Annotated in this window: 16 protein-coding genes; 9 read left to right on the top strand and 7 right to left on the bottom strand. The window is 65.3% G+C overall.

Annotation, left to right across the window (positions count from 1 at the left end; translation table 11 throughout):
- The first annotated feature begins 6 nt into the window (after positions 1-6).
- The 6 genes from AC066Y_RS30885 to AC066Y_RS30860 all read left to right on the top strand — a co-directional run bounded on the left by AC066Y_RS30885 (position 7) and on the right by AC066Y_RS30860 (position 10,572).
- Positions 7-2,778, top strand: a complete 2,772-nt coding sequence (locus AC066Y_RS30885; RefSeq protein WP_478277158.1) for a M1 family metallopeptidase — start codon at positions 7-9, stop codon at positions 2,776-2,778.
- Between the two features lie 78 nt (positions 2,779-2,856).
- Entirely contained in the window at positions 2,857-4,509 is a 1,653-nt protein-coding gene (locus tag AC066Y_RS30880) for an acetolactate synthase large subunit (RefSeq protein WP_478277157.1), read from the top strand.
- A gap of 138 nt (positions 4,510-4,647) precedes the next feature.
- Positions 4,648-6,288, top strand: coding sequence for a phosphoglucomutase (alpha-D-glucose-1,6-bisphosphate-dependent) (pgm, locus tag AC066Y_RS30875; RefSeq protein ID WP_478277156.1), 1,641 nt, complete (start codon positions 4,648-4,650; stop codon positions 6,286-6,288).
- A gap of 23 nt (positions 6,289-6,311) precedes the next feature.
- Positions 6,312-7,268, top strand: a complete 957-nt coding sequence (locus AC066Y_RS30870) for an NAD-dependent epimerase/dehydratase family protein (protein ID WP_478277155.1) — start codon at positions 6,312-6,314, stop codon at positions 7,266-7,268.
- The gene (locus AC066Y_RS30865) at positions 7,261-8,136 is read left to right on the top strand and encodes a dihydrodipicolinate synthase family protein (protein ID WP_478277154.1); all 876 of its coding nucleotides are present in this window, start codon (positions 7,261-7,263) and stop codon (positions 8,134-8,136) included. Before AC066Y_RS30870 ends, AC066Y_RS30865 begins: the two co-directional genes overlap by 8 nt.
- Positions 8,137-8,247: 111 nt before the next feature.
- Positions 8,248-10,572: a xanthine dehydrogenase family protein molybdopterin-binding subunit gene (locus AC066Y_RS30860; RefSeq protein WP_478277153.1), complete on the top strand. Its 2,325-nt coding sequence runs from the start codon at positions 8,248-8,250 to the stop codon at positions 10,570-10,572.
- 246 nt (positions 10,573-10,818) lie between these two features.
- On the opposite strand, the gene AC066Y_RS30855 is transcribed toward AC066Y_RS30860, so the two are convergent.
- The 3 genes from AC066Y_RS30855 to AC066Y_RS30845 are packed head-to-tail and all read right to left on the bottom strand — an operon-like array spanning position 10,819 to position 14,038.
- Positions 10,819-12,015, bottom strand: coding sequence for an acyl-CoA dehydrogenase family protein (locus AC066Y_RS30855; RefSeq protein ID WP_478277152.1), 1,197 nt, complete (start codon positions 12,013-12,015; stop codon positions 10,819-10,821).
- A gap of 14 nt (positions 12,016-12,029) precedes the next feature.
- On the bottom strand, positions 12,030-13,175 hold the full coding sequence (locus tag AC066Y_RS30850) for an acyl-CoA dehydrogenase family protein (protein WP_478277151.1): 1,146 nt from the start codon (positions 13,173-13,175) through the stop codon (positions 12,030-12,032).
- A gap of 5 nt (positions 13,176-13,180) precedes the next feature.
- Complete coding sequence (locus AC066Y_RS30845; RefSeq protein WP_478277150.1) at positions 13,181-14,038, bottom strand: enoyl-CoA hydratase; 858 nt, start codon at positions 14,036-14,038, stop codon at positions 13,181-13,183.
- Between the two features lie 157 nt (positions 14,039-14,195).
- Between AC066Y_RS30845 and AC066Y_RS30840 the strand changes: the two genes are divergently transcribed.
- Genes AC066Y_RS30840 through AC066Y_RS30830 form a run of 3 tightly spaced genes read left to right on the top strand, consistent with a single transcriptional unit; the run spans position 14,196 to position 16,231 of the window.
- On the top strand, positions 14,196-14,810 hold the full coding sequence (locus AC066Y_RS30840) for a LemA family protein (protein WP_375776764.1): 615 nt from the start codon (positions 14,196-14,198) through the stop codon (positions 14,808-14,810).
- 22 nt (positions 14,811-14,832) lie between these two features.
- Entirely contained in the window at positions 14,833-15,729 is an 897-nt protein-coding gene (locus tag AC066Y_RS30835) for a TPM domain-containing protein (protein WP_478277190.1), read from the top strand.
- A 4-nt stretch (positions 15,730-15,733) separates the two neighbouring features.
- Entirely contained in the window at positions 15,734-16,231 is a 498-nt protein-coding gene (locus AC066Y_RS30830) for a TPM domain-containing protein (protein ID WP_478277149.1), read from the top strand.
- Positions 16,232-16,436: 205 nt separating this feature from the next.
- Here the strand turns inward: AC066Y_RS30830 and AC066Y_RS30825 are convergent, their stop codons facing one another.
- The 4 genes from AC066Y_RS30825 to AC066Y_RS30810 all read right to left on the bottom strand — a co-directional run bounded on the left by AC066Y_RS30825 (position 16,437) and on the right by AC066Y_RS30810 (position 19,821).
- Positions 16,437-17,051: a glutathione S-transferase family protein gene (locus AC066Y_RS30825; RefSeq protein ID WP_478277148.1), complete on the bottom strand. Its 615-nt coding sequence runs from the start codon at positions 17,049-17,051 to the stop codon at positions 16,437-16,439.
- Positions 17,052-17,202: 151 nt separating this feature from the next.
- Positions 17,203-18,516, bottom strand: coding sequence for an MFS transporter (locus AC066Y_RS30820; RefSeq protein ID WP_478277147.1), 1,314 nt, complete (start codon positions 18,514-18,516; stop codon positions 17,203-17,205).
- 124 nt (positions 18,517-18,640) lie between these two features.
- A complete protein-coding gene (locus AC066Y_RS30815; protein ID WP_456718623.1) occupies positions 18,641-19,450 on the bottom strand; it encodes an MBL fold metallo-hydrolase in 810 nt (269 codons plus the stop codon).
- Entirely contained in the window at positions 19,447-19,821 is a 375-nt protein-coding gene (locus AC066Y_RS30810) for a Crp/Fnr family transcriptional regulator (RefSeq protein WP_478277146.1), read from the bottom strand. Before AC066Y_RS30810 ends, AC066Y_RS30815 begins: the two co-directional genes overlap by 4 nt.
- Between the last annotated feature and the right edge of the window lie 54 nt (positions 19,822-19,875).

Here is a 19,875-nt window from a genome sequence, read left to right as displayed (position 1 = left end):
TGTCCGATGTCGCGGAGTTGTCAGTTTTATGGCGACATGTTCTCTACTAGATTGCCTGCTACGTCCTTCCGCAATGACATCCGAAATTCCGAGATCCCGGTGAGCTGCGCGATGAACAAGCCTTCTGCCCATGTCCGAACCGCGCTGCTGCGTCGTCTTGCCACGGCAATCTGCTTGCTGCTGGCGACGGCCGCAGGCGCGCAGGCCGAGCAGACATTTTCGTTCGACGGCACACCCGGGAAGCTGCCGAAGACGGTCGTCCCGTTGAGCTACGCGATCGAGCTGACGCCCGATATCACCAGCCTGGCGCTGCCGGGTGTGGAAACCGTCGACATCGAGGTGCGCGAGCCGACTGCGCAACTGACGCTGAACGCGATCAACACGACGTTTGCCGAGGCTGCGATCGATGACGGCGCGCAACGCGCGGAGGTGACGACCGACGCCACCGCGCAAACCGCGACGCTGACCTTCGCCAGGCCGCTTGCGGCGGGCCGGCACAAGCTCCGCATCGCCTTCTCGGCGCAGATCAACAAATTCGGCACCGGCCTGTTCTCGGTCGATTACCCGACCCCGAGCGGAATCAAGCGGCTGATCTCCAGCAAGCTGGAGCCTGCCGATGCGAGGCGGATCTTCCCGTGCTGGGACGAACCGGCATTCAAGGCGAGCTTCGCGCTGACCGTCGTGATCCCGCGCAACCTGCTCGCGGTCGGCAACATGCCGGTTGCGAGCGAGGAACCTGTCGGCGGCGATCTCAAGAAGGTCGTGTTCGCGCCGACACCGAAGATGTCGAGCTATCTCTTTGAGCTTACAATCGGTGAGCTTGAACGTGTGACCGCGGATGCCGGCGGCGTCACCATCGGCGTGGTGACGACGGAGGGCAAAAGCGGGCAGGGCCGGTTCGCGCTCGACAGCGCAGTGAAGCTGCTCGCCTATTACAACGACTATTTCGGCGTGAAATATCCGCTGCCGAAGCTCGATTTGATCGCCGTTCCCGGCGGGTTCGGCGGCGCGATGGAGAACTGGGGCGGCATCACCTTCTTCGAGAGCCGGCTGCTGTTCGATCCCGCGACCAATGCGGAGACCGCCAAGCGCGGCATCTTCGCCATCATCGCGCACGAGATGGCGCATATGTGGTTCGGCGATCTCGTCACCATGGCGTGGTGGGACAATCTCTGGCTCAACGAGGGCTTTGCCAGCTGGATGGCGACCAAGGCCTCGGAGCAGTTCTATCCGCAATGGCAGAGCTGGCTGAACGGCAACAGTGCGAAGCAGTTCGCCATGGTGCTCGACGCGCGCCGCACCTCGCACCCGGTGCAGCAGCCGATCGCCGACCACAGCGAAGCGGTCACGGCGTTCGATGCCATCACCTATAACAAGGGCCAGGCGCTGATCCGCATGCTCGAGACCTATCTCGGTGAGCAGGCGTTCCGCGACGGCATCCGCAAATACATGGCCGCGCATGCCTACAGCAATTCCACCACCGCCGATCTCTGGCAGGCGCTCGAGACGTCCGGCGGCAAGGCGATCACCGGCATCGCCGCCTCCTTCACCGAGCAGGATGGCGTGCCGCTGATCATGGCCGAGACGGCCTGCGATGGTGCCGCGCAACGCCTGACGTTGCGGCAGGACCGTTTCGTGATCGCGCCGGCCAACGATCTGCCGCTGCCGGCCCACAGCTGGCAGATCCCGGTTGCGGTCGGGCCGGTGCAGGGCAGGCCGTTTGACGAGATACTGTTGAAGGGCAGTGCCGATATCCCCGCCGGCGCTTGCGGCGATGCGATCAAGGTCAATCTCGGCGACATCGGTTACTTCAGGGTCGAATACGGCCCGAAGAACCGCGCGGCATTGCTCAACGCATTTCCGCAAATGCAGGTCGCTGATCGGCTCAACGTCGTCACCGACAGCTGGGCGTTGGTGCAGGCCGGCCGCACTGAAGCGCCATCCTATCTCGCGCTGCTCGACGCGCTCGATGCCGGCGATCACCGCGCGGTGTGGGATCAGGTGATCTCGACATTTGCTGCGCTCAACCGCCTGTCGCGCGACCGCAGCGAGCGGCCGGTGATTCAGGCCTATGCCCGCGCCAAGCTGCGCCCGGTGTTCGACCGGATCGGATGGGATGGCGGAGGCTCGGGCGACGATGACATCGCGCTGCTGCGCGCGAGCCTGATCTCGACGCTTGGCGACCTCGGCGACGCGGCAATCGTCGCCGAGGCGAAGCGGCGCTTTGCGGCGTTCCGCGATGATCCCAACTCGCTGCCGACCACGCTGCGCGACGCGGTCACTCATGTCGTCGGCATCACGGCCGATCGGGCAACCTATGACCAACTGCTGGCGCTCGCGCGCACCAGCACGGCGACCAATGAGCGGCTGCGCTATTATTTCGCCGCGGCCAGCGCCCGCGATACGGAGCTGGCGCGCGCGACGCTGGCGTTGACGCTGACCGACGAATTGCCCGACACGATCGTCACCGGGATGATCAACGCGGTTGCATCCGCAGGCGAGCAGCCGCAGCTTGCCTGGGACTTCGTTCAGGCGAATTTCGAGACGTTGCTGGCGAAGCAGGGACCGAGCTTCCGCGACCAGTTCGTGCCGAACTTCATGATCCATTTTACCGATCAGGCCCACGCGGCGGAGCTGGCCGCGTTCGCCCCGTCGCAATCCACCAGCGGCGGGCGGGTGACGGTGGCGCGCTCCTTGCAGGCGATCGCGATCTCGGCCGATCTCGCCGCGCGTGTGCTCCCCGCCGCCGACGCCTGGATCAGGGCGCACAAGCCGTGAGATCGCAAGAGAGTTTCCGGCGGCGCGCGATGCGGCTATGCTCCGTGCGCGGCATGCAATCAACGATGCGAGGCTGACATGGTCAAAGGTTCCGATTTGCTGGTCGCGGCCCTCGAGAATGAGGGCGTGGAACGGGTGTTCGGCGTTCCCGGCGAGGAGAATCTCGACGTCGTCGAGAGCCTGCGCAAATCCTCGATCAAGCTGATCGTGACCCGCCACGAGCAGGCCGCGGCGTTCATGGCAGCGACCTATGGCCGCCTGACCGGAAAGCCCGGTGTCTGCATGACGACGCTCGGTCCGGGCGCGCTGAACCTCACCACGGGTGCTGCCTATGCGCTGCTCGGCGCGATGCCGATGGTGATGCTCACGGGCCAGAAGGGCATCTTGAGCAGCCGGCAGGCCAAGTTCCAGATCGTCGACATCGTCAACACATTCCGTCCGCTGACCAAGCTGTCGCTGCAGATCGTCAGCGGCGCGACCATTCCGACGCTGGTGCGCGACGCCTTCCGGATCGCGACGCAGGAACGGCCGGGGCCGGTGCTGCTCGAACTGCCGGAGGATATCGCGCGCGAGGAGATCGCGCCGGTCGAGATCGTGCCGCCGCATCCGATCGAAATTCCGATCGCGCATGCGGCCGCGCTCGACCGCGCCGCCGACATGATCCTGAAGGCGCAGCGTCCGCTGATCATGCTCGGTGCTGCGGCATCACGGCCGCGTAGTACCGCGGGGATCGGCGACTTCGTGCGGCGCACCAAGATTCCGTTCTTCACCACCCAGATGGGCAAGGGCACGGTGTCCGGCGGCACCAATCAATACATGGGAACTGCCGCGCTGAGCGAGCGCGACTATGTGCATGAGGCGATCGACCGCGCCGACCTGATCATCGCGATCGGTCACGACACGATCGAGAAGCCGCCCTTCATCATGGGCCCGAAGGGGCCGCAGGTGATCCATGTCAGCTACACGGCGGCGAATGTCGAGCAGGTCTACTTCCCGCAATGCGAGGTGATCGGCGACGTCGGGCCGAGCCTCGAACTGCTGGCCGACCGGGTCGCGGGAAAGCTGCCGTCTGCCAGCGCGCTGCTCAGCCTGCGCGAGGGAATTCTGGCGAGGATCACCGATCGCGCCACCGAAGGCCGCTGGCCGCCGACGCCGCAGCGCATCGTGCACGATGTGCGGCAGGTTATTCCCGAGGACGGCATCGTCGCGCTCGACAACGGCATGTACAAGATCTGGTTCGCGCGCAACTACCGCACGCTGCTTGCGAACTCGCTGCTGCTCGACAACGCGCTCGCCACCATGGGCGCCGGCCTGCCGTCGGCGATGATGGCGGCGATGCTGTATCCGAAGGCCCGCGTGCTCGCGGTCTGTGGCGACGGCGGCTTCATGATGAACTCGCAGGAGATGGAGACCGCGGTCCGCCTCAAGCTCAATCTGGTGATCCTGATCCTGGAGGATTCTGCCTATGGCATGATCCGCTGGAAGCAGGCGGTCGACAACTTCCCGGATTTCGGCCTCACCTTCGGCAATCCGGATTTCGTCAAATATGCCGAAAGCTACGGCGCCAAGGGTTCGCGGATCGAGAGCACGGAGGCGATCGTCCCGACCCTGGAGCGCGCCTTCTCCGGCGGCGGCGTGCACCTCGTGGTGGTGCCGATCGACTATACCGAGAACAAGCGGGTGCTGGTCGACGAGCTGCGCGAGAGGGTGCAGCAGATCGACGTCGAATAGCGGATTGCCGCTGACGGCACGGAACGAAAAGCCCGCGGCTTGATTGAACGTAAGCCGCCATGGTAGCACGCCAGGATGTTACGCAATGAGTATCACTCGTTGTGCTGATGGTCGGCGATACCAGATCTGAGAGGTCACGTGACTGCACCAAATCCTGCCGCCGGCAAACCGATCGATCCCGCCGCGCTTGCCAATGTGCCGCGGCTGGTCACGGCCTATTTTGCCGGCAAGCCCGACGCCGGCGATCCCAGCCAGCGGGTTGCTTTCGGCACCTCGGGCCACCGCGGCTCGTCGCTGAAGAATTCCTTCAACGAGGACCACATCCTCGCCACCACGCAGGCGATCTGCGACTACCGGCGCGAGAAGGGGCTCACCGGCCCGCTGTTCATCGGCATCGATACCCATGCGCTGGCCGAGCCGGCATTGGCCAGCGCGGTGGAGGTGTTTGCGGCGAACGGCGTCGAGATCATGATCGACGCGCAGGGCGGCTACACCCCGACGCCGGTGATCTCGCACGCGATCCTGAGCTACAACAAGGGCCGCAGCTCGGGCCTTGCCGACGGCGTCGTCATCACGCCGTCACACAATCCGCCGGAGGACGGCGGCTACAAATACAATCCGCCGCATGGCGGCCCGGCTGACACCGATGTCACGGCCGTGGTCGAGAAGAACGCCAACCGTTACATCGAGGCCGGCCTCAAGGGCGTCGCGCGGATGCCGTTTGATCGCGCGCGCAAGGCTGCGACCACGCATCTGCACGACTACATCACGCCCTACGTCGTCGATCTCGGCAACACGGTCGACCTCGCGCTGATCAAGTCCGCCGGCGTCAAGATCGGCATCGATCCGCTCGGCGGCGCGGCGGTGCATTACTGGCAGCCGATCATCGCGCGCTACGGCATCAACGCGTCAGTCGTCAACAATGCAGTCGATCCGACCTTCCGCTTCATGACCGCGGATTGGGACGGCAAGATCCGGATGGACTGCTCGTCGCCTTACGCGATGGCAAGCCTGATCGGGATGCGCGACCGGTTCGACGTCGCCTTTGCCAACGATACCGATGCCGACCGCCATGGCATCGTGACGCGCTCGAACGGGTTGATGAACCCGAACCACTTCCTCGCCACCGCGATCGCCTATCTGTTCGCGCACCGGCCGCAATGGAGCAAGGACGCCGCGATCGGCAAGACCATCGTGTCGAGCTCCATCATCGATCGAGTGGCGAAGAAGCTCGGCCGGAAGCTGGTCGAGACGCCGGTCGGCTTCAAATGGTTCGTCGAAGGGCTCGGCAGCGGCGGCTTCGGCTTTGCCGGTGAGGAGAGCGCCGGCGCGTCGTTCCTGAAGCGTGACGGCTCGGTATGGACCACGGACAAGGACGGCATCATCCTTGGCCTGCTGGCGGCGGAGATCATCGCCAAAACCGGTCGTGATCCGAGCGAGTTGTTCAAGGAGCTGACCGCCGAGCTCGGCGTTCCCTATTACGAGCGCATCGATGTCGCGGCGACGCCGAAGCAGAAGAACGCGCTGAAGGCGCTCGGGCCCGAGCAGCTCAACATGACCGAGCTCGCCGGCGATCCCGTGCGCGCGGTCAGGACCAAGGCGCCGGGCAACGATCAGCCGTTCGGCGGCATCAAGGTCGAGAGCGAGGCCGGCTGGTTCGCCGCGCGTCCTTCCGGCACCGAGGATGTCTACAAGATCTACGCCGAGAGCTTCCGCGGGCCGGATCATCTGAAACAGATCCAGGGCGACGCGCAGGCCGCGATCGCCAAGGAGTTCTGAGAGCGCGGGGCCGGGCGGAATTCATGCGCGTATTGTTGACCGGCTCCTCCGGCTGGCTCGGCCGCTTCCTTGCGCCGCGGCTTCGACAGGCCGGCCATGACGTGACTGGCCTCGACGTCGTTGCGGGCGAGGCGACCGATGTGGTCGGCTCCGTGGCCGACCGGTCGGTGGTCGATCGGGTGTTCGGCGATCACGGCATCGAGGCCGTGATCCATGGCGGCGCGCTGCACAAGCCCGACATCGCGCGGTTCGCGCCGCAGGCCTTTGTCGACGTCAACGTGTCAGGTACGCTCAATCTGCTGCAGGCGGCCGCCGCCGCCGGCCATGACCGCTTCATCTTCACCTCGACGACGTCGCTGATGATCTCGCAAGCGATCCGCGACGAGGAAGGCCACGCGGCGGTGTGGCTCGACGAGACGACAGGGCCGCTCGAGCCGCGCAACATCTACGGGGTTACAAAACTCGCCGCCGAAGGTCTGTGCCGGCTGTATAGTCGGGAGCATGGGCTGAACTGCGCGGTGCTGCGCACCAGCCGCTTCTTCCCCGAAGACGACGATACGATCCGCGACATCCATGGCGAGAACCTGAAGGCGACCGAGCTGCTGTACCGCCGCCTGACGGTCGAGGATGCCGCCGATGCCCATGTCGTGGCGCTCGAAAAGATCCGCGGCTTCGAGGTGTTCGTGATCAGTGCGCCGACGCCGTTTGCGCGCAGCGATGTCGCTGACCTGAAGACCGACGCGGCCGGCGTGATCGCGCGCATTTTCCCCGATGCACCGGCGCTGTTCGCGCGCCGAGGCTGGCATTTGCCGAAATCGATCGGCCGGATCTACGACGCGAGCAAGGCCGACCGCCTGCTCGGTTTCCGTGCGGTCACCGACTTTGCAGCGGTGCTCGGCGCCCTGCGCGGGGGCGAGCCGCTTCCCTTTGCGCACGATCCCGATTATGTCTCGCCGTCAACGAGGCTCGCAAATGGCTGATTTCCACGGCGTCTTTCCCTATCTGGTGTCCCCGATCGATCCCGCCGGCCATGTCCGCACCGAGGTGCTGAGCCGGCTCTGCGACGATCTGATCAAGGCCGGCGTCCACGGGCTGACGCCGCTCGGCTCGACCGGCGAGTTCGCCTATCTCAACAATGCGCAGCGCATGCAGGTGGTGGCGACCACGATCGAGGCCGCGCAGGGCCACGTGCCGGTGGTGGCCGGCGTCGCCTCGACCTCGACGGCGGATGCGGTGGCGCAGGCCAAGGCCTATCAAAAGCGCGGCGCTGCCGGCATTCTCGCGATCTTGGAGGCGTATTTTCCGCTCAGTGACGCCCAGGTGGAATCCTATTTTCGCGCCATCGCCGACGCCGTCGACATTCCGGTCGTGATCTACACCAATCCGAATTTCCAGCGCTCCGACCTCACGCTCGACGTCATCGCGCGCCTCGCCCAGCATCCGCGCATCGGCTACATCAAGGACGCCTCGACCAACACCGGCCGGCTGCTGTCGATCATGAACCGCTGCGGCGACAGCCTGAAAGTGTTCTCGGCCTCCGCCCATATTCCGGCCGCGGTGATGCTGATCGGCGGCCATGGCTGGATGGCGGGACCTGCCTGCATCATCCCGCGGCAGAGCGTCGAGCTCTACAATCTCTGCCGCCGCGCCCGCTGGGACGAGGCGATGGGCCTGCAGCGCAAGCTCTGGCGCATCAACGAGGCGTTCGCCCGCTTCAACCTCGCCGCCTGCATCAAGGCCGGGCTTTCGAGCCAGGGCTACGATGTCGGCGACCCCGTGCCGCCGCAGGCGCCGCTCACCGCCGAGCAGCGCAAGGTGGTCGAGGCCGCGTTGCGCGATCTCAACTGAACCTGGCTTGCGCGTTGCATAAGGCGCATTGCGTCGTCCTTCTTGGGCGTGTTGTCTCGCGCCGAAAATCCGCTAAAACCCGCCGAAATTTCTGAAATCAAGGACCCTCCGATGAACATTCTTCCCGGCAATATGCGTTTTGGTGCGGGCCAGCCGGTCAAGCGTCTGGAAGACCAGCGGCTGCTCACCGGGAAGGGGCATTTCATCGACGACAAGCCGCAGGACGGCGCGCTCTGGCTGCACGTGCTGCGCTCGCCGCATGCCCATGCCAACATCAAGTCGATCGACGCCAAGGCGGCACTCGAGATGCCCGGCGTCAAGGCCGTCTATACCGGCGCGGACCTCGTGAAGGACGATATCGGCACGCTGCCGACGCTTGCGATCTTCAAGCGCCCCGATGGCTCGCCGATGACCGTGCCGCCGCGGCGCCTGCTGGCGCACGAAGTGGTGCGCTATGCCGGCGAGGGTGTTGCGGCTGTGGTCGCGACCTCACGGCTGCTGGCGCAGACCGCGGCCGAAGCGATCGAGATCGATTACGAGGTGCTGCCCTCGGTGGTCGATCCGGTCGAGGCGATCAAATCAGGCGCGCCGGCGGTTTGGCCTGAGGCGCCCGACAACATCGTGGCCGCGATGAGCTATGGCGACGCCGCCAAGGTCGAGGCGGCCTTCGCCAGCGCCGCGCACAAGGTGTCGCTCGATCTGGTCAGCCAGCGCCTGGTGCCGTCGGCGATGGAGCCGCGTTCGACCATTGCCGAGATCGAGAAGAAGACCGGCCGGCTGATTCTCCATGTGCAGTCGCAGACCCCGGGCTCGACCCGTGATCTCCTGGCGGAATCCATCCTGAAGCGGCCGAAGGACAGCGTGCGCGTGCTGGTCGGCGATATCGGCGGCGGCTTCGGCCAGAAGACCAGCCTCTATCCCGAAGACGGCATCGTCGCCTATGCAGCGACCAAGCTGAATGAGAAGATCCGCTGGCGCGGCGACCGCACCGACGAGTTCGTCGGCGGCACCCATGGCCGCGACCTCACGTCGACCGGCGAGTTCGCGCTCGACGCCAAAGGCCGCGTGCTGGCTTACCGCGTGCGTTCGATCGGCGGCACCGGAGCCTACTCGTCGGGCACCGCCAACATCATTCCGCTGGTGCTCGGCCCGTTCGTGCAGACCGGCGTCTACGATCTGCCGCTGGTGCATTTCGAGGTGAAGTCGGTGATGACCAACACCGCGCCGGTCGGCGCCTATCGCGGCGCCGGCAGGCCCGAGGCGGTGTTCATCGTCGAACGGCTGTTCGATGCCGCAGCGCGCCAGATCGGCATGGACCCGCGCACCATCCGCAAGGTCAACTACATCAAGCCGGCGCAGCTGCCCTACACCAACGCGGTCGGGCAGGTGTACGACTCCGGCGCCTTCGCCCACATGCTGGAGCGCGCGTCTGACTTGGCCGACTGGAACGGCTTTGCCGCGCGCAAGAAGGCGGCGAAGAAGAAGGGCCTGCTCTACGGCCGTGGCCTGACCAGCTACATCGAATGGACCGGCGGCCGCGCCCACACCGAAAACGTCTCGCTGCATGCGACCGCCGAAGGCCGCGTCGTCCTGCATTCCGGCACCATGGCGATGGGCCAGGGCCTTGCCACCACCTACACCCAGATGATCGCCGATACGCTTGGCATCAGCATGGACAAGATCGACGTCATCCAGGGCGACACCGATCTCGCCACCGGTTTCGGCAGCGTCGGCTCGCGCTCGCTGTTCGTCGGCGGCACCGCGGTAGCGGTCTCCGCCAATGACATGATCAACAAGGCGCGCGACAAGGCCTCCAACCTGCTGGAAGCCTCCGTCGGGGACATCGAGTATCGCGACGGCTTCCTCACCGTGGTCGGCACCGACAGGCGCATCAGCCTGTTCGAGATCGCGGCTAAGGAAAGCGGCGCCAAGCTCTCGGTCGAGAGCGAGGGCAATGTCGACGGGCCGAGCTGGCCGAACGGCACCCACATCTGCGAGGTCGAGATCGATCCCGAGACCGGCGTCACGCGGGTGGTGCGCTACACCACGGTCGACGACGTCGGCGTTGCGGTCAATCCGATGCTGGTGACGGGGCAGGTGCATGGCGGCGTTGTCCAGGGCATCGGCCAGGCCTTGTACGAAGGCGTGGCCTACAGCGAGGAAGGTCAGCTTCTGACCGCAAGCTATCAGGACTATTGCATCCCGCGCGCCTCGGACATTCCGCCGATCACCGTGACGCTCGATCCCTCCGCGCCCTGCAAGACCAATCCGCTGGGCGCCAAGGGCTGCGGCGAGTCGGGCGCGATCGGCGGCCCGCCCTGCATCACCAACGGCGTGATGGATGCGCTGAGCGAGATCGGGATCACGCAGCTGAACACGCCGCTGACGCCGGTGAAGATCTGGCAGGCGATAAGGGACGCGAAGGCGGGGGCGTAGCCCGCCAGCGTCGCCCCCTAGGGCGAGGGGCGCTTACTAGGCGGTGCTTGCACGATTTCGGAGTATTGGAAATGTATCCCTGATTTGCCCGACGTGTCAAGTTGCCTGGTCGAACGCCGGCAGCCGCCAGCTCCTTTGCATGGGGTTGTTTTCGATATTTTGGCGGCGCGCACTCGGCGAGGAGTTGCTTCCCGTCACCTCTCTCCAGGGGAGGGTGACGGGAAGCCGAGCGCGTCCCGGCGCGCGCTACAACCCCAGCACCATCTTCGCGATGATGTCGCGCTGGATCTCGGACGAACCGCCGAAGATCGTGTAGGCGCGCCCGTTGAGATATTCCGGCACCACCGGCAACAGCTCTTCCGGGATCGCCGGCTCGTGGTTGAGCCGGTAGAACGGCCGCGCCGGCTCGACGGCAAGGCCGTCCTGGCCGATCACGTCGACGCCGAGCCGCGTCACGGCCTGGCGGATCTCGCTGACCCTGAGCTTGATCAGCGACGACACCGCGCCGGGATTCTGCCCGGTCTGCAGCGCCGACAGCACCCGCAGCTCGGTCATCTCGAGCGCATCGATATCGACCTCGACCTCCGACATCCGCATGGCGATGTCGGGGTCCTCGATGGCGTGGCCGGTGACCTCGGAGCCGGCGAGATCGGAGATCGTCTTCAACGCCTCGCGCAGCTTGGCCGACGCGATGCCGGAGCCGCGCTCGAATTCGAGCAGGTATTTGCCGTAGGTCCAGCCCTTGCCTTCCTCGCCGACCCGGTTGGCGACGGGCACGCGAACGTCGTCGAAGAACACCTGGTTGACCTCGTGATCGCCACCGATGGTCAGGATCGGGCGCGTGGTGATGCCCGGGGTCTTCATGTCGATCAGGATGAAGCTGATGCCGTCCTGCTGCCGCTCGCCCTCATTGGTGCGCACCAGCGCGAACATGCAGTTGGCGTGATGCGCATGCGTGGTCCAGATCTTGGTGCCGTTGATGATGTAATCGTCGCCATCGCGCACCGCGCGGGTCTTCAGCGACGAAAGATCGGAGCCCGAACCCGGTTCGGAATAGCCCTGGCACCAATAGTCCTCGCCGGAGAGGATTCGCGGCAGGTAAAAGTTCTTCTGCTCGGGTGAGCCGAAGCCGATGATGACGGGGCCGACCATCTTGACGCCCATCACGTTGACATTCGGCACGCCGGCGCGGGCACATTCGGCCTCGAAGATCCAGCGCTGCGCCGGCGTCCAGTCCGGCCCGCCATGCTCCACCGGCCAGCCCGGCGCGCCCCAGCCCTTCTTGTGCAGCGCGCGCTGCCAGGCCATCCCGATGTCGGGGTCGGAGAACACCGACGGCGTCAGCGCGGTGGCGCGCTTCATTTCCGGCGTCAGGCTCTCGGCAATGAAGTCGCGGACTTCCTTTTCGAAGGCGCGTTCCTCGGCACTGAAGGTGAGATCCATGGTGCGCTCTCCGTTTACGCGTGGGCGCGGCCGCTCAAGGCGGCGTGGCGGCGATAATGATGGGCGCTGCCGCCGAACAGCGTGTCGAAGGCGAGCAGCCGCTTGAAATAGGCGCCGATGTCGAGCTCCTCGGTGACGCCCATGGCGCCGTGCAGCTGCACCGCTTGCTCTGCGACGAAGCGCGCGCATTTGCCGATCTTCGCCTTGGCGCCGGACGCCGCGCGGCCGCGGGCCACCGGCTCGGCATTGGCCATCAGTGCAGCGCGCAGTGCCATCGAGCGCGCCTCGTCGACCTGCATCGCCACATCGGCGAGGCGGTGGCGGATCACCTGATTGGCTGACAGCGGCCGGCCGAACTGTTTTCGAATTTTGGTGTATTCGAGCGTGGTGTCGAGCAGCGTCTGCATGATGCCGACCGCCTCGGCGCTGAGCGCGGCCATCGCGCGGTCGACCACGGTTTCGATCGCAGGCAGCGCATCGCTGCCGTCGCCGAGCAGCGCATCGGCAGGCAGTTGCACATCCCTGAGATCGAGGTTGCAGCCGCGCCCGCCACCGAGCCGTGCATAGTCGCGCAAGGTGAGGCCGGGTGTGCCATCCGGCACCAGGAACAGGCCAAGCTTGCCGGATGCGCCGTTGGCATTGGCAACGCGGGCGGAGACGATGATCTGGTTGGCCGATGCGCCGTCGAGCACCGCGATCTTGCTGCCGCTCAAAAGCCAGCCGTCGGCCGTTTTCGTCGCCGTCGTGTCGACATGGCCGAGATCGAACCGTGCGGCGCGCTCCGAATGCGCGAAGGCGAGCGTGAGCGCGCCCTCGGCGACCTTGGGCAGGATCGCCTGCTGCTGCGCCTCGGTGCCGCATTCGGCGACCAGCGCAGCACCAATCACGACGGTGGAGAGGAATGGCTCGGACACCAGGCCGCGGCCGAATGCCTCCATCAAGAGCCCGATCTCGATCGCGCCGCCGCCGAGCCCGCCATGGGCTTCGGCGATCGGCAGCGCCAGCCAGCCGAGCTCGGCGAACTGTTTCCAGATCGCGGGCGAATAGCCCAGCGGATCGTTCGCCGCCTTCTTGCGATGCTCTGATGTAAAAGTCTCCGCCACGAAGCGGTCGGCACTTTCGCGCAGCAGGCGCTGCTCGTCGCTGAGAGTAAGGTCCATCTGGTCTACTTCACGTTGGCGGTTTTTCTGACGGAGGGATGCAGACCCGCGGGGTCCACCACCATTCCGAATTCCTGCAGATTGTGCGCGTGGCAGAGCTGATGCAGCGCGAAGGCCTGATCGATCGCAGCAGGCTGCCCCATGATGTCGATCGAGCGGTTGACCGCCTCCTTGGACAGCTTCAGCGCGAAGGCAGGTTTGGCGGCGATCCGCCGCGCCAGCGCCAGCGTGAAGGAGGAGAGATCGCCGCGCGGCACCACGTGATTGACCATGCCGAGGCGATGCGCCTCGCCGGCGCTCCAGACGTCGGCGGTGAACAGCATCTCCTTGGCCTTGCGCGCGCCGAGTTCCCAGGGATGCACGAACCACTCGACGCCGCAGACCCCCATCGTCACCACGGGATCGCAGAACTCGGCGTCACTGCTCGCGACGATCAGATCGCAGGCCCAGGCCAGCATCAGCCCGCCGGCGATGCACTTGCCATGCACCTCCGCAATCGTCGGCTTGGCCAGATTGCGCCAGCGCCTTGTGATCTGCAGGTAGATCTCCTGCTCGCGCGCGAAGCGCCCATGCGCGTTGGGTTCGGCGAAGCCGCCCCAATTTCCGACTGGCGGGAAATCGACGCCCGCCTGGTTCTTGCCCGCCGGCCTGAGATCGTGACCGGCCGAGAAATGCGGGCCGTTGCCGGCGAGGACGATGACCTTGACCGCGTCGTCCTGCACCGCCTGGTCGAAGGCGGCATTGAGGTCGTAGGTCATCTGCAGGTTCTGGGCGTTGCGCGCCTCAGGGCGGTTCATCACGATCCGCGCAACCGCGGGCTCGGGCCGTTCGACGACAATCGTCTCGAATTGTTCAGACGCCAATGGATCCTCCCAGGATCGATTTTCTTGGATGATGAACGGCGCGGGGAGGGATAGGCAAGGGCCATCATCGGCAAAACCGCCCGCGAATCCCGCCACGCGGGATTGTCGCGCGAAAATCTGCTACCCTGATCGAGAATCCACCGGGAGGAACAACTTCATGCGCAAGCTTTGGACCGTGCTGGCAGCGCTGGCGACATTGAGCCTGACCAACTGCGGCTACAACGCGATCCAGACCAATGACGAGACGGTCAAGTCGAGCTGGTCGGAGGTGGTGAACCAGTACCAGCGGCGCGCCGATCTGGTGCCGAACCTCGTCAATTCGGTGAAGGGCTTTGCGCAGCAGGAGAAGGACGTGCTGCTCGGTGTCACCAACGCGCGCGCCAAGGTCGGCAGCATCCAGGCGACGCCCGAAGTGCTCAACGATCCGGCTGCGTTCCAGAAGTTCACGCAGGCGCAGGGTGAACTGACCAGCGCGCTGTCGCGGCTCCTGGTCGTGACGGAGAACTACCCGCAGCTGAAATCGGATGCGCTGTTCCGCGACCTGATGGCGCAGCTCGAGGGCACCGAGAACCGCATCACCGTGGCACGCAACCGCTATATCAAGGCAGTGCAGGACTATAATGTCGGCATCCGTACCTTCCCGAACAATCTGACCGCGATGGTGTTCGGCTACAAGGAGAAGCCCAACTTCACGGTCGAGAACGAGAAGGAGATTTCGACCGCGCCGAAGGTCGATTTCAATCCGGCGCCCGCGCCCGCGCCGTCGAAATAGCGCCGGCGTGCCCACCAACGCGATGACAGCCGCCCGCGTCTTCCTGCTCGCCTTCCTGCTGGGCTTCGTGTGCCCGGCGCGGGCCGAGGTCGCGGTGCCTCAACTCACCGGCCGCGTCGTCGATCAGACCGGGACGCTGTCGGCGAGTGACGTTGCGTCGCTGAACGACAGGCTGAAGGATCTGGAGACCCGCAAGGGCAGCCAGATCGCGGTCCTGATCGTGCCGACTACGGCTGAGGAAACGATCGAGCAGTTCTCGATCCGCGTGGCCGAGGCCTGGAAGATCGGACGCAAGAAGGTCGATGACGGCGCGCTGCTGGTGGTCGCCAAGGACGACCGGCATTTACGGATCGAGGTCGGCTACGGCCTCGAAGGCGTGCTGAGCGACGTCGTCACCCACCGCATCATCGACGAGGACATCACGCCGAAATTCAAGGCCGGCGATTTCGCCGGCGGCATTTCGGCCGGCATCGACCGCATGATCCGCCTGATCAATGGCGAGCACCTGCCGTCGCCGGAGCCCGAGCATTGGCAGGGTCCCAATCTCGTCGATCTCGCCAACCCGGTGACGATCTTTGTCGTCATCATCGCGGCGAGCGTGTTGCGTGCGATGCTGGGGCGTCTGCTGGGCTCGGCGGCAACCGGCGGCATCGTCGGCGTCTTCGCCTGGATGGTGGCCGGCTCGCTCGCCACTGCCCTGGTCGTCGGGCTGTTCGCTGCCGTTGCGGCGCTGATCTTCGGCGGATTGAATTTTGGCGGTCCGGCGGCCGGCTCGGGACCATACCGGCGCGGCGGCGGCTATTCCGGGGGCTGGTCCGGCGGTGGGGGCTGGAGCAGCGGCTCGAGCTCGAGCGACAGCGGCGGCTTCAGCGGCGGAGGCGGCAGCTTCGGCGGCGGCGGCGCTTCGGGGAGCTGGTAGGCATATGAGCATCAAGCGCATCGGCAAGCATCTGCTCGAACACCGCTGGCGTGTGCGGCGTGAGTTTCCGCCGCGCGTGCTCGATGCGATCGAGCAGGCGATCAAGGCCGGCGAGGCCACCCATTCCGGCCAGATCCGCTTCGTCGTCGAGGGGGCGCTCGACGGCGTGCCGTTGTTCCGCGATCAGCCCGCGCGGGAGCGGGCGCTCGACGTGTTCGCGCACTTGCGGATCTGGGACACCCATCACAACAATGGCGTCCTGATTTATCTTTTGCTCGCCGACCGCGACGTCGAGATCGTCGCCGATCGTGGCATTGACGCGAAGGTCGGCCGCGCCGGCTGGGAAGCGATTTGCCGCGCGATGGAAACGGACTTTCGGGCAGGCCGGTTCGAGCAGGGCGTGATCAAGGGCGTCGAGGCGGTGTCGCGGGAGCTGGCGCGGTACTTCCCGCATGTCGCCGGAGGCCCGAACGAGCTGCCGGACAAGCCGGTGGTGATTTGAGCGACCAACGATTTGGTCCCGTGCTCTTCATCCTCCCCTGGAGGGGGAGGATCGACGCGAATGCAATGAGCGGCGAGGTGGGGTGAGGTCTCTCCGCGTGAACGCTGCCCGGGTGGAGAGATCACCCCACCTCGGTTCGCATTGCGCTGCGCTTCATGCAAACCGATCATCCCCCTCCAGGGGAGGATAAGAATAAGAAGACCCCCTACGCCTTCACCGACGGCCGCTCACCCACGCGATTGAACCAAGCCACGATGTTGGCGTTCGATCGGTCCAGCGGCTGGCCGACCTGGTTGCCGAAATCGAGCCAGCAATACAGCAGCATGTCGGCGAGGGTGAAGCGCTTGCCGCAGATGTAGTCGCGGCCGTCGGCCAACTGGTTATCAAGCCACTTGATGCGGTTGGCGGCGATCATCTTCAGCCCGGGCGAGGCCTCGGGCGCGACTGGAATGCGCTTCTCGAAGAATTTCAGCGCCTCGCCGAAGCGATAGCCGTTGGCGAGCGGCTCGGCGATGTTGAGATCGACGCGGCGCGTCCACATCCGGCACTCCGCGCGCTCTTCCGGCGTGCTGCCGATCATGGCGGGCGAGGGGTGCTTCTCCTCGAGATACTCGCAGATCGCCGTGATCTCCGAGAGGTAGTTGCCGCAGTCGAGCTCGAGCGCCGGCATCTGGCCGTGCGGATTGCGCTTCAGATGTGCCTCCTCGCGGTTCTCGCCCTTGCGCAGGTCGACGGCCTGCTTGGGGATCTCGATGCCCTTCTCAGCCATGAACATGCGCACGATGCGCGGATTGGGGCCGATCGAGTCGTAAAGCTTCATGGTCCTCGCTCCCTGTTCTTCAGCGTTGTCGTTGCCGTTGTTGAACAGGCCATGCGCGGATTTGTCAAATGAAGCGCCGCACGTGCGGGCGCGCACGCGCGGGCATCAGTCGTTGCAGCGATTGCGCGCCGACCGCGCGGTCTGCTTGTCGTCATTGCGCCGGTTGAGGTGCGATTTCCGGCACGGACGGTCGCCCGCGATAGACCGCCAGACCCACGAGACCCACTGCCGCGGCGAACAGGATGTAGTAGACGGGAGCAGCCTTGTCGCCCGTCACCTGGACCAGCCAGGTGTTGATGAACGGCGCCAGCCCGCCGAACAGCATCACCGCGAGATTGTACATCAGCGATGCGCCGGTCGAGCGCACGCCGACGGGAAATATCTCGGTCATGAAGGCCGGCATCGGCCCGGCCAAGGCCCCGAGCAGGACCGCGACGATCTGCAACTGCCAGAGGTTCGCGGTGGTCGGGGCGGCGACGAGCCGCTGCAAGATCACATAGAACAGCAGGCTGTAGACGATCAGCGCCGGAACGAGCACCGCGCGACGACCGATCCGGTCGGAGAGCGCGCCGCAGGCCACCGCCACCGCCGCATTGATCACGCTGACGACGAGCAGGCCGAGCTGTGCATTCAGGATCGGCAACTTCAGCTCGGCGACCGCGTAGGTCGGCAGAAAGATCGCATTGACATAGTTGATAGCGGTACCAGCCGCGATCAGGCAGAACGAGGCAATCAGCTCGCGCGGATGTTCGGAGAACAACTGGCCGAGCGTGGTCTGCCTGCTCGGCCGCACTGTCGCGGCCCTCTCTGCGAGATACGCCTGGAATTCGGGCGACTCGTCGCACCTTTGGCGCAGGTACCATCCAGTCGGCCCGATCAGAATGCCGAGGATGAACGGCACGCGCCAACCCCAGCTCGCGAAGGCGTCGGGCGACAGGCCGAGATTGAGACCGATCGCCATCGCGGCACCGAGGCCAAACGCCAGCGATTGCGACACCATCTGGAACGAGCCGTAGAAGCCGCGCCGGCCGGGCGGCGCGAATTCGATCAGCATCGCGCTGGCGCTGCCGAACTCGCCGCCGGCGGAAAAGCCCTGGATCAGCCGCGCCAGCAGCAATAGCAGCGGTGCCGCGATTCCGATCGCGCCGTAGGTCGGCAGCAGGCCGAGCAGGCCGGTGCCGACAGCCATCAGCGATATCATCACGACCAGCGCCTTCTTGCGGCCGTGCTTGTCGGAATAGAGCCCGAACACCAGGCCACCCAATGGCCGGGCCGCAAAGGCGATCCCGAATGTCGCAAAGGTCAGCAGCAGCGAGGAATGCGGATTGTCCGCCGGAAAGAACAGCTTGCTCAGGATGCCGGCGAACAGGCCAAAGACAGTGAAGTCGAACCATTCGAGCGCATTGCCGATCGTGGAGGAGATCACCACCCGGCGGCGCATCTGCGCCATCGTGTCAACCTGCATTCGTTTCGTCTCCCCGCTGTCGGCAACGGCTTGCATCGCCGAGTCCGTGATTCTTATCGTTGCGCGCCGATCCTAATGCAAAGCCATGGCAGGCCACAACGGGCGCCTCGGCTGGGTCCGTGCGTCAGTCATCGAGCTTGTTGAGGTCACGCACCGACTGCATGATCGGCTCAAAATTCGAGCGCGCGTCGAGCGCGTCGAACAATTGCGCGGTGTCCTCGAGCAGGGCATGCGAGCGTTGCAGCGCGATCCGCACGTCGTCCTGCGGCGTGTCGGACAGCCGGCCATGACCCGACAGCAGGATCTTCGAATTGAGGCCCTTCAGCCGTTCCAGCGACTGGATGTAGTCGGCGATCGAGCCGGAGCCGAACACGCCGCCCATCACGCCGCCGGGCATCAGCGTGTCGGCGGCGAACAACAGCCCCTTGTCCTGATCGAACAGCGAGATGCAGGCCGAGGTATGGCCCGGCGTGTACATCACGTTGAGGCGGAAATTGCCGAGGTCGATCAGATTGCCTTCCTCGAGCCAGATGTCGATGTCGATCGGCACGTTCGGTTCGTTGAACATCTTGCGCAGCATCGAGAAGTCGTCGCGCAGCATGATCTTGTTGGCGGCGAGCCGGTGCGCCGCCATGTAGGCGCTGCCGTGGAAATGATAGGCCGCGCCGATATGATCAAGATGCTCGTGGCTCAGCACCACCATGTCGATCATCGCGGGCGTGATGCCGAGATGGTTCAGACAGGCGACCAGCGATGGATAGTTGGTCGACAGCCCGACGTCGATCATGATGGTCCGCTTGCTGCCGCGCACGAGATAGGCATTCGCCGCGCGGTTCTTGAAGCGGATCTGGTAGACGTCGTCGGCCGCCTGGATCAGCGTGGCGACGTCGGCCTCGAACAGTGTCTTGAACGGGCTTGGCTTGCGCTCGCTCATGGGGTGGCCGCCGTCCGGTAGGTGACGGCGTTGGACGCGCGCAGGCGTTTCGAGAGCGCATCCATCACCATCAGCGCGAAGGCCGGCTGCTGGCTGACCAGATAGACGAAGCGGGCGTGGTTGATCCGCATCACCCGCGTCGCGGGCGCGGAGGCGATCGCGGTTGCGGAGCGCGCCGAGCCGTCGATCACGGCCATCTCGCCGAAGAACTCGCCCTTGCCGAGGCTGACGATGACCGTCTTGTTTCCGCCATTGATCTTGGCGATGTCGACGGTGCCGTCGAGCACGACAAACAGCTCGCGGCCGGTCGAGCCTTCCTCAAAAATGACGTCATCGACATCAAATTCATTGATGCATTTCTCGATCGTCATGGCGCTCTCCTGCCTTCTGGCTGGAAGACACCGGTATGTTAATCGGGAAACCGC

Source organism: Bradyrhizobium sp. USDA3010 (assembly GCF_056429065.1).
The sequence above is the reverse complement of the archived record's forward strand: the minus strand, read 5'-3'. Positions and strand labels throughout refer to the sequence as shown.